This window comes from Sphingomonas sp. (assembly GCF_019635455.1).
Taxonomy (GTDB): Bacteria; Pseudomonadota; Alphaproteobacteria; order Sphingomonadales; family Sphingomonadaceae; genus Sphingomonas.
Window position 1 is genome coordinate 91098 of sequence record NZ_JAHBZJ010000009.1, and the last position, 16639, is coordinate 107736.

Consider the following 16639-nt stretch of genomic DNA (forward strand, 5'->3'; position numbering starts at 1 on the left):
ACGGCCCGGCGGGGCGGCGGGAAAGGGATGCATGGCATCGCTTCCCGCCCCCACTGACGATCGGGATCAGACCCGCCCCCCCTTGTTCATCGCCGGCGGCGCGGCGTTGGCGGCGGCGGCGCTGATCCTGTGGGTGACCGATTCCATGGCTGTCGCCGCCGGTTTTGCGGCGGCGGCGCTCGCGATCGCGGGAATCGCCTATCTGGTCGCGCGACAGATCCCCGCCGCAGGTGACGAGGGCGGCACGATCGACTGGTCGGTCGCGCACACGCTTGCGGAAATGAGCGGCGATGCGATCGCGGTGACCGATCGTGCCGGGCGGCTGGTCTGTGCCAATGAGCGGTTCGGCACGTTCTTCCCCGGCTATCCGGCGCCACCGGGCCTGATCGTCGGTGAGGTCGCGGCGGCGCAGCTTGGCACTGCCGGCCGTGCCGCGTGGCGCGATGGAAGCGCGTCGAGCGGCGCGTTCGACGCCGCCGGAACGAAGCTGACCGCGCATGTCACGCGGATCGGCGATTCGCTGTTGGTGTGGCGGTTCGTTGGCGCGGCGGCGGTGGACCTCACCCGTCAGGCACAGGGACTGGTCGCCGGCCCCTATGGCGACCGGCTGGGGCTGGCGGGCATGATGGTCGCGCTGCTGGGACCCGACGGGCGGGTGCGTGCGGCGAACCGCGTCACCCGGCTGCGCGCGATGGGCGACGAGGGCGCGATGATCGAGGGACGGGATTTCACCCGGTTCCTGATCACCGACAATCTGGGGATCGTGCGGTTCGAACGCGAGGGGCTGTCCGGCACGCCGCTGCGGGTGATCGAGATCCCGTTCGCGGACGGCGACAACGCGCCGATGCTGGTGGCGTTGCTCGACGAGGAGCCGGCGATGGCGCATCCGGCGATCGGCGACAGCGCAAGCGCGCATGTCCGATCGCTGATCTCGCTGCTGCCGGCGGGAATCGCGCTGGTCGGTGGCGATGGGCGGTTCGTTCATATGAACGATGCGTTCGTCCGCGCGGCGCATGTCAATGCCGCCAATCCCCCGCTGTACCCCGGCGACCTGGTGGTGCGCGAGGACAAGGGGGCGCTGGCCGATGCGATCCGGCGGTTCGCGACCGGATCGGCGCATTCGGTGGACATGACCGTGCGTTTCGCCGAAGCGCCCGACGAGGCGGTGGCGGTATCGATCGCCGCGGCACGCGGCCTGGGCGAGGCAGCGGTGGTGCTGAGCCTGCGCGACGCGGGCGAGGAGGGGCGGCTAAAGCGCCAGGTGGCGCAGGCGACGAAGATGCAGGCGGTGGGCCAGCTCGCCGGCGGCGTGGCGCATGATTTCAACAATATCCTGACCGCGATCATCGGCCATTGCGACCTGATGCTGATGCGCCACGCGCCGGGCGACAGCGATTATGACGATATCCAGCAGGTGCTGCTCAATTCCAACCGCGCCGCGGCGCTGACCCGCCAGCTGCTCGCCTTTTCGCGGCAACAGACGCTGCGGCCACAGATATTGCAGCTGCCCGACGTGATTTCCGAAGTGTCGAACCTGCTCAAGCGGCTGCTGGGCGAGACGGTCGAGCTGGAGGTTGTGCATGGCCGTGACCTGGGGCCGGTGCGCGCCGATCCCGGCCAGTTGGAGCAGGTGGTCGTCAACCTGGCGGTCAATGCGCGCGACGCGATGCTGGCCAAGAACCCCAGCGGCGGCGGCAAGCTGACGATCGAGACGTTCGGCGTCCCCGCGACCGAGGTGCGCGCGATGGATGACGATGTGCTGCCGGTCGGGGACTATACGGCGGTGCGCGTCGCCGATACCGGCACCGGCATTCCCGCCGAAGTGCTGGCCCATATCTGGGAACCGTTCTTCACCACCAAGGAAGTGGGGAAAGGGACCGGGCTGGGCCTTTCCACCGTGTACGGCATCGTCAAACAGTCGGGCGGCTATATCTTCGCCGAGAGTCCCAAGGGGCAGGGGGCGGTCTTTACCATCTACCTGCCGGTCCATGCCGCCGCGGATGTGCCGGCAAAGGCCACGGCGACCGCGAAGCCCGAACAGGGGGATTTGTGGGGCAGCGGCACCGTGCTGCTGGTCGAGGACGAGGCGATGGTGCGCGCGGTGGCGGAGCGTGCGCTGGCGCGCCAGGGCTATACGGTGCTGACGGCCGAGAATGGCGAGGCGGCGCTCGAGTTGCTGGAAACCTGCGACAAGCCCGACCTGCTGATTTCGGACGTGGTGATGCCCAGCATGGACGGGCCGACCATGGTGCGGCACGCGCGCCGCAAATATCCCGACCTCAAGATCGTGTTCATGTCCGGCTATGCGGAGGAACAGCTGCGCAAGTCGATCGATCTCGACAATGTCGCATTCCTGCCCAAGCCGTTCTCTGTCCAGCAGCTGGCGGAGGTGGCGCGGACCGTTCTGACCGCGAAATAAGTGCTTGGCGACACGAAGAAAGTCCGGCACACCCGCGCGCCATGAGTTCGCTTAACCGCATCCTCGTCGTCGAGGACGAGCCGCTGATCGCCATGATGCTCGAGGATTTTCTCGACATGCTGGGCAAGGAAGTCGCCGGCACCGCCGATACCGTCGATACCGCGCTGCCGCTGGTCGCGGCGGGCGGGATCGACGCGGCGATCCTGGACGTCAACCTGCGCGGTGGCGAGACGAGCTGGCCGATCGCCGACGCGCTGGCCGATGCGGGGGTGCCGTTCATCCTGGCGACCGGCGGCAACAGCGACACGATCGCCGACGCGCATCGCGATCGTCCGGTGCTGGCCAAGCCGTTTACCATGGACGGCGTCGAACAGGCGCTGGCCAGCCTGTAGCGATCACGCGATCCGGTCGGGAACCTCGGCCGCATCGGCGGCGATCGAGGTCGCGGGCGCGACCGCTTCCCAGGGAAAGACGAACCAGTCCTTCGTCACCGTACGGTCGAGCGTGCGCGCGGCATATTCGACGCGCTGACTGGACACCCGATTGTCGAGCAGGGTGGCGAAGCGGACCGCCCCTTCGGCAGCGCCGGCGGCAGCGAGCTTGCCGCGTAATTTCGCGATCGTCGCGCCGCTGTCGTTGATATCGTCGAGAAACAGCAGCCGTTCACCCGCGCGCGTGCGCTCCGCCATCCGTTCAAGCGGGGCATCGGCGAAATCCGGCACCTGTGAACTGTGATCGACCGACAGCATCGCGATGCCCGTCGCATGGCTGAGATAGACGGCCGGCGCGAGGCCGCCGCGACCGATGCCGATGATGAAATCGGGCCGCCATTGCGTATCGGCATGCACCGCCGCGGCGATCGCCAGCACGTCGGCGACGAACTGTTCGTGCGGGACCGGGGTAAAGACCGGCATCAGTTGGCCGCGACAAAGGCGTCGAGCGCGGCGAGGTGCCTCGCCTTTGCCGCGTCATCGAGGAACGATCCGGTGAAGCTGTTGCGGGCGAGCCGCGCAAGATCGGCCTTGCCCAGCCCGCGCGCTGCGGCGACCGCGCGGTAATTGTCGGCGACATAGCCGCCGAAATAGGCCGGATCGTCGGAATTAACCGTGGCGTTCAGCCCGGCCGCCAGCATGCGATCGAGCGGATGGTCGCCCATATCGTCCACGACGCACAATTTGAGGTTCGACAGCGGACAGACGGTGAGCGTCATCCCCTCATCCGCCAGCCGCCGGACGAGCGCCGGGTCCTCCAGGCTGCGATTGCCATGATCGAGCCGGTCGATCCGGAGCAGGTCCAGCGCCTGCCAGACATAGTCGGGCGGCCCTTCCTCCCCGGCATGGGCGACGCGCTTCAGTCCCATGTCCCCCGCCGCCGCGAAGACGCGCGCGAATTTCTCTGGCGGGTGACCGACTTCGGAGGAATCGAGTCCGACGCCCTCGATCCGGTCGAGCCAGGGTTCGGCGGCCTTCAGCGTGGCGAAGGCGGCATCCTCATCGAGATGCCGGAGGAAGCAGAGGATCAGCTTCGACGTCAGGCCATGATCGGCTTCCGCGTCGCGCATCGCCGCGAGCAGTCCGTCCGCGACCACCTGAAACGGGATGCCGCGATCGGTATGCGTCTGGGGATCGAAGAAGATTTCGGCATGGACGACGCCGTCGGCAGCCGCGCGCGCGAAATAGGCGGCGGCAAGGTCGCGAAAGTCCGCCTCTGTCCGCAGCACGTCCGCGCCGGCATAATAGATGTCGAGAAAGTCCTGAAGCCGGCTGAAACTATAGGCCTCCCGCACCGCATCGACGCTCGCAAAGGGAATGTCGATCCGGTTCCGCTTCGCCAGCGCGAACATCAGCTCGGGTTCCAGACTGCCCTCGATGTGCAGATGCAGCTCCGCCTTGGGAAGCGCGGTGATGAAATCGTCCATGGACGCAGGATCGCCGGAAAGCGCGGGGAGGGCAAGATGGCGCCGCCACTTTCGCAGGTGGAGAACAAAAAAAGATCGTTCCGCACTTGTTCTCATGGAACATATGCTGTACGCCGCTTTCCAACAGATGTTGAACAGGCCGGGTAAAGCCTCTAGCGACGGAGACCTCTGATGGCAGCTTCCCTCAAGGTGATCGACGGAAATATGGGAATTTCTCCGGATAAGCAGAAGGCGCTGGACGCCGCACTCGCGCAGATCGACCGCGCCTTTGGCAAGGGCTCCGCGATGAAGCTGGGCAGCCGTGAGGCGATGGAGATCGAGGCGATCTCGACCGGGTCGCTGGGCCTCGATATCGCACTCGGCATCGGCGGCCTGCCGCGCGGGCGCATCGTCGAAATCTATGGCCCGGAAAGTTCGGGCAAGACGACGCTGGCGCTGCACGCGATCGCGGAGGCGCAGAAGGCCGGCGGTGTCGCGGCGTTCGTCGATGCCGAGCACGCGCTCGATCCGGTGTATGCGCGCAAGCTGGGCGTCAATATCGATGAACTGATCGTCTCGCAGCCGGATACCGGCGAACAGGCGCTGGAGATCACCGACACGCTGGTCCGCTCGAACGCGATCGACGTGCTGGTGGTGGATTCGGTCGCGGCGCTGGTGCCGCGCGCGGAGATCGAGGGCGAGATGGGCGACAGCCATGTCGGCCTTCAGGCGCGGCTGATGAGCCAGGCGCTGCGCAAGCTGACCGGATCGATCAGCCGTTCGCGCTGCCTCGTCATCTTCATCAACCAGGTGCGCATGAAGATCGGCGTGATGTACGGCAATCCCGAAACCACGACCGGCGGCAACGCGCTGAAATTCTACGCCTCGGTCCGGCTCGACATCCGCCGCACCGGCCAGATCAAGGATCGCGACGACATCATCGGCAACACCACCCGGGTAAAGGTGGTGAAGAACAAGGTCGCGCCGCCGTTCAAGCAGGTCGAATTCGACATCATGTATGGCGAGGGCGTGTCGAAGATCGGCGAGATCCTGGATCTGGGCGTCAAGGCGGGACTGGTCGAGAAGTCGGGCGCGTGGTTCAGCTATGACAGCATCCGGATCGGCCAGGGGCGCGAAAACGCCAAGAATTTCCTGAAGGAAAATCCGGATGTCTGCACCCGGCTCGAATCGGCGATTCGTGGTCGAACCGAACAGGTTGCCGAAGAAATGATGACCGGACCGGACGCCGAGGACGACTGACCGGCGCCGATCGGTCGGCAACCGATCGACGGAAGGGATTGGGCCGCGCCGCACCGCGATGGGTGGCGGCGGTCAAGGGACTTGTCTCCCACGGGAAGACCCGGCGGCCCCACCCGCCGGGTCTTTCCATTTGCGCCGAACCCGCGCACCCTTTGGCGCTATCGCCGCGTCGGGCGAGGGTATTGCCGCGTTGAGCGGGAGCCGCAAAGGGAGAACCGCGCCATGATCACCGTCCACCATCTCGAAAATTCGCGATCCCAGCGCGTGCTATGGCTGCTCGAGGAACTGGGCCTGCCCTACGAAATCAAGCGGTACGCGCGCGATCCCCGCACGATGCTGGCGCCGCGCGCACTGCGGGCGGTGCATCCGCTCGGCAAGTCGCCGGTGATCGTCGACAGCGGCGCGGACGGCGGCGGGACGCGGACCGTTGCGGAGACGGGGGCGATCATCGAATATCTGGTCGAACAGGCGGATGGCCGGCTGGGGGCGCCGGCGCATCGCGAATCGGTGCTGCGTTACCGCCATTTCCTCCATTATGCCGAAGGATCGCTGATGCCGCCGCTGCTGGTGAAGCTGGTGCTCACCCGGGTGCCGCTGTTCGGCAAGGCGGCCCAGAAGCGGATCCAGCCGATGATCGATGTCCATCTTGATTTCGTGGAAGCGGAGCTGTCGTCGCGTGGCTGGTTTGCGGGCGAGGAGTTCACCGCTGCGGACGTGATGATGAGCTTTCCGCTGGAGGCGGCGCGCGCACGGGGCGGGCTCGATGCGCGGCGACCGGCGACGATCGCCTGGCTGGAAACGATTCATGCGCGGCCGGCCTATCAGGCGGCGCTCGCGAAGGGCGGTCCCTACGCCTATGCGTGACGGCGAGGGCGGGCCGGCGCGCCGCTCCCCCGCGAAATGCCTCTTGATGCGGGCCGCGATCGGAGTTCCGGCGCGCGCCCGCTCGCCGCGAAGCGTGACCAGCTGATCGCAACGGAGGTTCGGGGACGGCAGCGGTAACGACTCCGCACACCGTCGGAACGCGGCCGTTACCGTTCCGAGCGCGACCGCACGCTGCTGCCAATCCCGTGACCGGGCGGGGCGGCCATTCCGAGCTATCCGGCCCCGGCGCGGATGCGCGCATCCCTTTCCACAGGCAAGCGCGCGGACCCGCGGAGCGCGATAGCCGGATCGTGGTTCACCCGCCATGCGCGCTCCGTCGGGATCGCGCGCGCTGCGCAGCCGGCGTCAGCCGTCGGCGGGGGACGGGATGCCGATTGGTCGCTATACCTGGTCGAAGCTGGTCACATTCTGGGCCGGGCCATGGCCGCTGGGGGCGTGCGGCCCGTCGATCTCTGGCGATTCGATCGGGTCGAGGCGGCCGGTTTCCCATTTGGAAATGACTGCGCTGGCCACCGCATTGCCGACGACATTGGTGGCCGATCGGCCCATGTCGAGGAAATGGTCGATGCCCAGGATCAGCAACAGGCCGGCCTCGGGAATGTCGAAGAAGCTGAGCGTCGCGGCGATCACCACCAGGCTGGCGCGCGGTACGCCGGCAATGCCCTTGCTGGTGATCATCAACACCAGCAGCATCGTGATCTCCTGCCCCAGCGTCAGGTCGATGCCATAGGCCTGGGCGATGAAGATCGTCGCGAAGGTCATATAGATCATCGAGCCGTCGAGGTTGAAGCTGTAGCCCAGCGGCAGCACGAAACTGGCGATGCGCGGCGGCACGCCAAACTTGTCCAGCGCCTCCAGCGTGCGCGGATAGGCGGCCTCTGACGAGGCGGTGGAGAAGGCCAGCAACAGCGGATCGCGGATATAGCGGACCAGCAGGCGCGTGCGCTTGCCGACGATGAGGAAGCAGATCCCGATCAGCACGCACCACAGCAGCAGCATGCCGAGATAGAAGCTGCCCATGAAATAGGCGAGGTTGCCGATGATCGTCGGTCCGCGCTCGGCCAGCGTGCCGGTCACCGCCGCGAATACCGCAATCGGGGCGAACCGCATGACGTAGTTCGTCACCTGAAGCATCACATGGACCAGGGCATCGACCGCACGGATCAGCGGCGCGGCCTTTTCGCCGACGGCGGTGATCGCCACGCCGATGAACAGCGAGAAGATGACGATCTGGAGGATCTCATTGTTCGCCATCGCCTCGATCCCGGAGGCGGGGAAGACGTGTGTGAAGAAGTCCTTGAGGTTGAACGCCGCCTTTTCGACGCCGCTCGCGGTGTCGGCGGGGGGCAGGGGGAAGTCGAGCCCGACGCCCGGTTGCAGCAGATTGACAAGGATCAGGCCGAGCGTCAGCGAGACGAGGCTGGCGCAGATGAACCAGCCGATCGCACGCGCGCCGACCCGCCCGAGCGCGGCGGTGTCGCCCATATGCGCGATGCCGGCGACCAGCGTGGCAAAGACGAGCGGGGCGATGATCATCTTGATCAGTCGCAGGAAAATGGTGGTGACGATCGAGAAATAGCCGGCAAGCGTCTTGAGCTGTTCCTCCGCGCCGGCCGAATCGCCGCCATAGGAACTGCGCACGCCGAAATGCAGCGCGAGGCCGAGAATCACGCCCGCCACGAGCGCGATCAGGATGAAGGTCGTCAGTTTCTTGGCCATTTCGCGCCCCCTTGTTGACGCCTAGACAGGGGATTGCGGCGCGCGGGTCAAGGGCCGTATCGTTCGCGGCCATGCAGATCACCCGACGCGCCCTGTTCGCCGCGACCGCCGCGCTTCCCGTTTCCGCCGCGGTGCGCGCCGGCGAACCCGACCTGTCGGCGCTGCGGCCGATCACCGGCGATGCGGTGCCGATCGGCAAGGGTGAGCGCGCTGCGCGGCTGACGCGGGCGCAGGCGCTGATGAAGGCGGCGGGGATCGGCGCGGTGCTGATCGAGCCGGGCGCGAGCCTGGTTTATTTCACCGGGGTGCGCTGGTGGCGCAGCGAGCGGCTGACCGCCGCCGTCATCCCGGTCGAGGGCGAGCCGCTGATCGTGACGCCGTTTTTCGAGGAGCCGTCGGTGCGCGAATCGCTCGGCGTGCCGGCGACGGTGCGGGTGTGGCAGGAGCATGAAAGTCCGTTTGCGGTGATCGCGGGATGGCTGGGTGAGAAAAAGCTGCTCGGCCGCCCGATCGGGATCGAGGAAACCGCGCGGTTTTTTGCGGTCGACGGGCTGCGCGGGAGGTTGCCCGGGGCCAGGATCGTGTCGGCAAATCCGGTCGTGCGGGCGTGCCGGATGGTCAAGACGCCGGCCGAAATCGCGCTGATGCAAAGGGCTGCGGACGTGACGATGGCCGCCTATCGCTGGACCTGGCCCAGGATCGAGGCGGGGATGACGCCGCGCGACATTGGCGGCCTGATGAGCGCGGCGACCGCGAAGCTGGGCGCGGAGGTGGCGTTCAACCTGGTGTTGCTGGGCGAGGCATCGGCCTATCCCCACGGATCGGGCAAGCCGCAAAAGGTGGAGAAGGACGGCATCGTGCTGATGGACTGTGGCGCGGTCGTCCATGATTACGAAAGTGACATCAGCCGCACCTTCGTCCACGGCACGCCGAATGCCGAGCAGCGCAAGGTGTGGGATCAGGTGCGTGAGGGGCAGCAGCGCGCGTTCGCCGCGGCGAAGATCGGCGTGAGCGCGGGCAGCGTCGATGACGCGGTGCGCGGCTGGTACGCCTCGCTCGGCTACGGCCCGGACTACAAGCTGCCGGGCCTGTCGCATCGCACCGGCCACGGCATCGGCATGGACGGACATGAGCCGGTCAATCTGGTGCGCGGCGAGGCGACCAAGCTTGCGCCCGGCATGTGCTTCTCCAACGAACCCGGCCTGTATCTGCCGGGCAAATTCGGCGTGCGGCTGGAGGATTGTTTCCAGATGACCGTCAGCGGGCCCAAATGGTTCAGCGTGCCGCCGGTTTCGCTGGAGGAGCCGATCGGGTGACTTATGAGGAGCCCTATGAGTGTCTTCTATCTGATCTCGAAAGCCGAGGTCTGCTTGCCGTAGAAAGTCGCTTTGACGAGGGGAACTTTGGCAATTTCGGGATCACTTTCCGACGCAAGGGCTGGAAATACACCCTGATAAATGACCGCGGGCAACTGGTTTGCGAGTCTAGGCGATGGCTTTGGCGGCGCACCCAGATTTGTGCAGATGATATCACTGCAGTATCGTGCGCCGAGCTGCGTAGAGCGCTAGACCGCGTCCAATCACCCTGATCGAACCGTTTCGCTTGAGCGAACCGCGCCGCGCCCCTAAGTCGCGGTCATGACTTCGACCAACGATATCCGCCGCAGCTTCCTCGACTATTTCGAGGGCCAGGGCCATGCCCGCGTGCCGTCGGCGCCACTGGTGCCGCACAACGACCCGACGCTGATGTTCGTCAACGCCGGGATGGTGCCGTTCAAGAACGTGTTCACCGGCCTGGAAACGCGGCCATATACGACGGCGGCGAGCAGCCAGAAATGCGTGCGCGCGGGTGGCAAGCATAACGATCTGGACAATGTCGGCTATACCGCGCGGCACCATACGTTCTTTGAAATGCTGGGGAATTTCAGCTTTGGCGACTATTTCAAGGAACAGGCGATCCATCATGCATGGACGTTGCTGACCCGGGAATGGGGAATCCCGGCGGGCAAGCTGACCGCGACCGTCTATCACACCGACGATCAGGCGTTCGACCTGTGGAAGAAGATCGCGGGCCTGCCCGACGAGCGGATCATCCGCATCGCGACCAAGGATAATTTCTGGGCGATGGGGTCGGATGGGCCGTGCGGGCCGTGTTCGGAAATCTTCTATGACCATGGCGACCACATCCGGGGCGGACCGCCGGGAAGCCCGGAAGAGGATGGCGACCGCTTCGTCGAGATCTGGAACCTCGTCTTCATGCAGTTCGTGCAGGAGGCGGACGAGATCGTCGGCGACCTGCCCAAGCCCAGCATCGACACCGGCATGGGGCTGGAGCGCGTCGCGGCGGTGTTGCAGGGCGTGCATGACAACTACGATACCGACACGTTCAAGGCGCTGATCGCGGAGAGTGGCGCGCTGACCCACAGCGCGACGACCGGGGCGAATCAGGCAAGCCACCGCGTGATCGCCGATCATCTGCGCTCGTCGGGATTCCTGGTCGCGGACGGCGTGCTTCCCGCCAATGAAGGGCGCGGCTATGTGCTGCGCCGGATCATGCGTCGCGCGATGCGCCATGCGCACCTGCTGGGCGCGAAGGAGCCGTTGATGCACCGCATGGTGCCGGCGCTGGTGGCGGAGATGGGCGCGGCATATCCCGAACTGGTCCGCGCCCAGCCGCTGATCGAGGCGACGCTGTTCCAGGAGGAGACGCGGTTCCGCCAGACGCTGGCCAACGGGCTGAAGCTGCTGGACGAGGCGACGACGGGGATGGGCGAGGGGGACACGCTGCCCGGCGAGACCGCGTTCAAGCTCTATGACACCTATGGCTTTCCCTATGACCTGACCGAGGACGCGCTGCGCCCACAGGGAATGCAGGTCGATCGTGCCGGTTTCGACGCCGCGATGGCCCAGCAAAAGGCCGCCGCCCGCGCCGCGTGGAAGGGATCGGGCGCCAAGGCGAGTGATGACGTGTGGTTCGACATCGCCGAGGAATTGGGGAGCACCGAATTCACCGGCTACAGCTCGACCCAGGGCGAGGGGCAGGTGGTCGCACTGGTCAAGGACGGCGCCCGCGTCGATAAGGCGGTTGCCGGCGACGAGGTGACGATCCTGACCAATCAGACGCCCTTTTATGGCGAAAGCGGCGGCCAGACCGGCGATGCGGGGACGATCGGCAACGATCAGGTCGAAGCGATCGTCAGCGACACGTCGAAGCCGCTGGGGCGGCTGCATGCCCATCATGCGACGCTGGCCCGCGGAGAGATCGCGGTCGGCGATACGGTGAAGCTGACGGTGGATGCCGAGCGCCGCGACGCCATCCGCGCCAACCATTCGGCCACCCATTTGCTGCACGCGGCGCTGCGCAACCGGCTGGGCGACCATGTGACGCAGAAGGGCAGCCTGGTCGCGCCCGATCGGCTGCGGTTCGACTTTTCGCATCCCTCGGCGCTGACCGCCGAGGAGATCGCGACGATCGAGGCGGACGTGAACGCGGAGATCCGTGCGAACGAGGCGGTATCGACGCGGCTAATGACCCCGGATGACGCGATCGCGGCGGGCGCGATGGCGTTGTTCGGCGAGAAATATGGGGACGAGGTTCGCGTCCTGTCGATGGGACGGCTGACCGACAGGCATTATTCGGTCGAACTGTGCGGTGGCACGCATGTCCGCGCGACCGGCGACATCGCGGTGTTCAAGATCGTCAGCGAAAGCGCGGTGTCGAGCGGCGTGCGCCGGATCGAGGCGTTGACCGGTGAGGCGGCGCGGCTGTGGCTGGCCGATCGCGACGCGAGGCTGCGCGAGGCGGCGGCGGCGCTGAAGGCGGCGCCGGACGATGTGCCGGCGCGTGTCGCGTCGCTGATCGAGGAGCGGCGCAAGCTGGAAAAGGAACTGGCGGAGGCGAAGAAGGCGCTGGCGCTGGGCGGCGGCGGCTCGTCGGCGCCGGCCGGGCCGGAGCAGATCGGCGGGGTCAATTTCGTCGGCCAGATTCTGGACGGGCTGGATCCCAAGGCGCTGCGCGGCGCGGTGGACGAGGCGAAAAGCCGGACCGGTTCAGCTGTGGTAGCTTTTGTCGCGGTAAATGAAGGGCGTGCAGCGATCGCGGTCGGCGTCACCGACGACCTGACCGGCGCCTGGAATGCCGTCGAACTGGTCAAGCGTGGCGTTGCCGCGCTGGGCGGGCAGGGCGGCGGCGGGCGACCGGACATGGCGCAGGGTGGCGGTCCGGAGGGCGGCAACGCCCAGGCCGCGATCGATGCCGTCAAGATGGCGCTGGCCGAGGAGAAAGAAGCTGCCTGATCCCATGTTTCCCGATCGCACCCTGATCGTCGCCGCGGCCGCCGCAACGTTGATCATATCCCCGGTCGCGGGCGCCGCGCAGGCGAAGCTGCCCCCCTATCCCGAGGCGCTGCGCTGCGCCGCGCTGACCCATGCCGCGTTGCAGATCGGCAAGGGAACGAAGGAAGAGGGCGTGTTGTTCGACCATGTCATCTTCTGGAGCATGGCGAGCGCGGATGCCGGCCGCGCGGCGGGCAAGAAGGCCAAGGAAGTCGATGCCGAGGTGGAAGGCGCATCCGCCGCGATCCAGCCGAAGTTGCGCGCGCAGGATGGCGCGACGGTGGCGGATCTGGCCGGCTGTGTCGCGCGGGTTCCTCCGCTCGATAAATAATCATCCAACGGGAGTTCATGTTGCGCCGCCGATCCTTTCTCGCCTCGACGGCTGCGGCGACCTTCGCCGTCGCTACCCCCCGTATCGCCGCCGCGCAGGGCGCGAATGACGCCAGATTGCGCGCGCTGCTCGACCAGCTGTTCAACGCGCGGCTGGCGGACAGTCCGGAGGGTGCGACGTCGCTGGGGCTCGACACGGGGAAGCTCGCGCCGCTCAAGTCGAAGCTGTCGGGCCGATCGGCGGCCGATCGCGCGCGCGATCTGGCGCGGGCGAGACGCGAACTGGCCGCCGTCCGCGCCTTCGATCCCGCCACACTGGGCGAGGACGCGAAGATCGACCAGGAGGTCGTCGCCTATCAGCTCGAACGCAGCGTGTCGGGGAGCGAGCGGTTCCGCTACGGATCGAGCGGCGGGCGATATGCGCCCTATCGGTTGAGCCAGCTGACCGGCGCGTATCAGGACGTTCCGGATTTTCTCGACAGCCAGCACCGGGTGAAGACGGCGGCGGACGCGGACGCGTATCTGGCGCGGCTGGAGGCGTTTGCGCTCGTGCTGGATCAGGATACGGCCGGCCAGCGGGCAGACGCCGCGAAGGGCGTGTTCGCGCCCGACTATATCCTCGACACCACGCTCAAACAGTTTGCGGCGTTGCGCGACAAGGCGGCGGACCAAACCGGGATGGTGACCGGTTTTGCCGGGAAGCTGTCCGATGCGGGCCTGCCCGCCGAGCGAGCGACCGATGCGGCGAAGATCGTCGAGGGCAAGGTGTTTCCGGCGCTCGATCGCCAGCGGGCGCTGATCCGCGACTTGCGCGCCAGGGCGACGCATGAGGCGGGCGTGTGGCGCCTGCCCGATGGCGAGGCCTATTACGCCGCCGCCGCCGAGGCCGCGACCACGACGAAGCTGAGCGGGGACGAGATTCACCGCATCGGCCTCGATCAGGTCGCGCAGATCAGTGCGCGGATCGACGCGATCCTGAAGGCGCAGGGCATGGGGGACGGCACGGTCGGCGCGCGGCTGGTCGCGCTGAACGAGCGGCCCGACCAGCTTTACCCGAACACCGATGCGGGGCGCGAGGCGCTGCTCGCCCAGCTCAATGCGCAGATTCGCGCGATGGAAAAGCGGTTGCCCGAACAGTTCGCGACGCTGCCCCAGGCTCCGGTCGAGGTGCGCCGGGTGCCGCCCGCGATCCAGGCCGGCGCGCCCGGGGGCTATTACCAGGCGGCGAGCCTGGATGGATCGCGGCCGGGCATCTATTACATCAACCTGCGCGACACGTTCGACCGCCCCAAATTCGGGCTGGCGACGCTGACCCATCACGAGGCGGTGCCGGGCCACCATCTTCAGGTGATGCTCGCGCTGGAGTCGAAGGATATCCCGCTGATCCGCCGTCGCGGCGGGTTCAGCGGCTATAGCGAGGGCTGGGCGCTCTACACCGAGCAACTGGCCGACGAGATGGGCATGTTCGACGGCGACCCGCTGGGGCAGGTCGGCTATCTCCAGTCGCTGCTGTTCCGCGCGACGCGTCTGGTGGTCGATAGCGGCATGCACGCCAAGCGATGGAGCCGCGAAAAGGCGACCGATTATTTCATCGCCACCACCGGCATCGCGCGCGGGCGCAGCCAGGGCGAGATCGATCGCTACACGGTCTGGCCGGGCCAGGCATGCAGCTACAAGATCGGCCATACCGTGTGGGTGCAGCTGCGCGACGAGGCGAAGGCAAAGGCCGGCGCGCAATGGGATCCGCGCCAGTTCCACGAGGTATTGCGCAAGGGGGCGATGCCCCTCGACGTGCTGAAACGGGTGGTGCGCGCGCGGATGGCGTGAGCCGTCAGCCCTTCGCCTCCTGCTTGACGCGGCGCAGGCGCGGTTCGCGTTCCAGCCCGGCGGCGTCCTTGATCGTCTTGCGCATCTCGTCCCGCTTTTCGTGGATCGACGCGATCACCGGGCCGACCGCGACGCCGAGATCGACCAGCGCCGCCTCTGACAGCTGGAGCGAGCTTTCGAGCGTTTCCGGCACCGCGTCGGTCGCGCCGGCCTTGTAGAGTTCGGCGGCGTGCGCCGCGTCGCGGGCGCGGGCGATGATCGGGATGCCGGGAACCCAGCTGCGAACCCGTCGCGTGAGCCGCACGGTGAGCACCGGATCGTCCATGGTGAGGATCAGCGCGCGGGCATGGCCAAGGTTCAGCCGGTCGACCAGTTCGCTGCGCGAGACGTCGCCGAACATCACCGAATAGCCCTCCCGCCGGGCGGCGGCCACGCCGTCGATATCGGCATCGATCGCGACATAGGGCTGGCGATGCGCCTTCAGCATGTCGGCGACGGTGCGTCCGACGCGTCCGAACCCGATGATGACGGTGCCACCAGTCGCGACGTCCTGTGGCTCGGCGAGCGCGGCGTCGCGATCCTCGATCTTGCGCGCGGCGAAGCGGCCGGCCTTTGCCAGGAGCGGCGTGACGGTGAGGCCGATCGCGGTCACGGTGGTCCAGAATGCCGCGGTGGAGGGCAGGATCAGCCCGGCGGCGGCGGCGACGCCCAGCACGATCAGCGTTGTTTCCGATGGGCTGGCCATCAACAGGCCGGTTTCCGCCGCCGTCCCCCGCCGTGCGCCGGAGAGGGTGAGCAGCAGCATCGTCACCGCGACCTTGATTCCCATCACGCCGACGATCGCGGCGAGCAGCAATTCCCAGTCCTGCGCGATCATGCGCAGATCCAGCCGCATGCCGACGGTGATCAGGAACACCCCGAGCGCTAGGCCCTTGAAGGGCGCGGTGATCACCTCGACCTCGCTGTGATATTCGGTTTCGGCGATGAGCAGCCCGGCCAGCAGCGCGCCGACGATGGGGGAAAGGCCGACCACGGTCGTCGCCATGCTGGCGATGATGACGACCAGCAGGCTGGCGGCGAGGAACAGTTCGGGCGATTTGGTTCGCGCCGCCTGGGCGAACAGGCGCGGCAGGACGAAGCGGCCGCCGACGAACAGCACCGCAATGACGATCGCGCCGCGGCCCAGCACGGCGATCAGTTCGGACCAGCCGGCATCGGCCGAAGCAGGGGCGAGCGCGCCGAGCAGGAAGATGATCGGGACGAGCGCCAGATCCTCGAACAACAGCATCGCAAAGGCGGAGCGGCCCACCGCGCTGGTGGTGCCGGCGATCGGCAGGACCAGCGCGGTGGAGGAGAGCGCGAGTGCGAGCCCCATGCCCAGCGCGCCGCCCCACCCCTGGCCCAGCGCATAAAGCGCGACGGCGATCAACAGGCCGGCACCCAGCAATTCGGCCGCGCCCACTCCGAATACCAGCCGGCGCATCGCCCATAACCGCCTGAACGACAGTTCGAGACCGATCGAGAACAGCAGCAGGACGATACCGAATTCGGCGAACGGCTCGATCGCATGGGAATCGGTGATCGTGACGTAATAGAGCCACGGCACCTGCGCCACGAGCGCCCCAAGCCCCGTCGGGCCGACCAATGCGCCGACCAGGACGAAGCCGATCACCGGGCTGATCCGGAACCGGGCAAAGGCCGGGATCACCAGCCCCGCGGCGCCCAGCACGACGAGTGTGTCACTGAAGGTGTGGTTTGTCAGGTCGAGTGCCATGACGCACCTGTAACGGGCGCGATCGGCGTTTGTCATCGGAGAACGCCGGTTCGCATGCAGATTTACGTGTCGGGCAACGCGGTCGCGATGAGGCCGGTGCCGAGGGGGCGCGGTCAGGAGCGGCGCGGGATCGCGGATATCTTTGCCCAGGCGCGATTACGGCATGGGCCTGAAACGAAAAAAGCCGCGACATC

At 67.1% G+C, this 16639-nt stretch carries 12 protein-coding genes; 8 read left to right on the forward strand and 4 right to left on the reverse strand.

What is annotated here, in order from left to right:
- The first annotated feature begins 31 nt into the window (after positions 1–31).
- Together KF783_RS11865 and KF783_RS11870 are read left to right on the forward strand one after the other, a co-directional pair.
- On the forward strand, positions 32–2419 hold the full coding sequence (locus KF783_RS11865) for a response regulator (RefSeq protein ID WP_294079596.1): 2388 nt from the start codon (positions 32–34) through the stop codon (positions 2417–2419).
- Between the two features lie 41 nt (positions 2420–2460).
- On the forward strand, positions 2461–2811 hold the full coding sequence (locus KF783_RS11870) for a response regulator (RefSeq protein ID WP_294079598.1): 351 nt from the start codon (positions 2461–2463) through the stop codon (positions 2809–2811).
- A 3-nt stretch (positions 2812–2814) separates the two neighbouring features.
- Here KF783_RS11870 and KF783_RS11875 read toward each other — a convergent pair whose 3' ends face one another.
- Positions 2815–3333, reverse strand: coding sequence for a phosphoribosyltransferase family protein (locus KF783_RS11875; protein ID WP_294079599.1), 519 nt, complete (start codon positions 3331–3333; stop codon positions 2815–2817).
- Positions 3333–4337 (reverse strand): adenosine deaminase, encoded by a 1005-nt coding sequence (locus KF783_RS11880; protein WP_294079600.1) that lies wholly within the window; start codon positions 4335–4337, stop codon positions 3333–3335. Before KF783_RS11880 ends, KF783_RS11875 begins: the two co-directional genes overlap by 1 nt.
- 171 nt (positions 4338–4508) lie before the next feature.
- On the opposite strand from KF783_RS11880, the gene recA reads away from it, so the two are divergent.
- Together recA and KF783_RS11890 are read left to right on the forward strand one after the other, a co-directional pair.
- Positions 4509–5576 (forward strand): recombinase RecA, encoded by a 1068-nt coding sequence (gene recA / locus KF783_RS11885; protein WP_294079602.1) that lies wholly within the window; start codon positions 4509–4511, stop codon positions 5574–5576.
- Between the two features lie 222 nt (positions 5577–5798).
- Positions 5799–6440: a glutathione S-transferase gene (locus KF783_RS11890; RefSeq protein WP_294079604.1), complete on the forward strand. Its 642-nt coding sequence runs from the start codon at positions 5799–5801 to the stop codon at positions 6438–6440.
- Positions 6441–6842: 402 nt separating this feature from the next.
- On the opposite strand, the gene KF783_RS11895 is transcribed toward KF783_RS11890, so the two are convergent.
- Positions 6843–8180 (reverse strand): dicarboxylate/amino acid:cation symporter, encoded by a 1338-nt coding sequence (locus tag KF783_RS11895; RefSeq protein WP_294079606.1) that lies wholly within the window; start codon positions 8178–8180, stop codon positions 6843–6845.
- Between the two features lie 71 nt (positions 8181–8251).
- Between KF783_RS11895 and KF783_RS11900 the strand changes: the two genes are divergently transcribed.
- The 4 genes from KF783_RS11900 (at position 8252) to KF783_RS11915 (ending at position 14671) form a co-directional block, all read left to right on the forward strand.
- On the forward strand, positions 8252–9496 hold the full coding sequence (locus tag KF783_RS11900; RefSeq protein WP_294079608.1) for a Xaa-Pro peptidase family protein: 1245 nt from the start codon (positions 8252–8254) through the stop codon (positions 9494–9496).
- Positions 9497–9817: 321 nt separating this feature from the next.
- A complete protein-coding gene (alaS, locus tag KF783_RS11905; protein WP_294079610.1) occupies positions 9818–12475 on the forward strand; it encodes an alanine--tRNA ligase in 2658 nt (885 codons plus the stop codon).
- 4 nt (positions 12476–12479) lie between these two features.
- Positions 12480–12845, forward strand: coding sequence for a hypothetical protein (locus KF783_RS11910; RefSeq protein ID WP_294079612.1), 366 nt, complete (start codon positions 12480–12482; stop codon positions 12843–12845).
- 20 nt (positions 12846–12865) lie between these two features.
- Positions 12866–14671: a DUF885 family protein gene (locus KF783_RS11915; RefSeq protein WP_294079614.1), complete on the forward strand. Its 1806-nt coding sequence runs from the start codon at positions 12866–12868 to the stop codon at positions 14669–14671.
- Between the two features lie 4 nt (positions 14672–14675).
- Here the strand turns inward: KF783_RS11915 and KF783_RS11920 are convergent, their stop codons facing one another.
- Entirely contained in the window at positions 14676–16445 is a 1770-nt protein-coding gene (locus KF783_RS11920; RefSeq protein WP_294079616.1) for a cation:proton antiporter, read from the reverse strand.
- Positions 16446–16639: the final 194 nt, after the last annotated feature.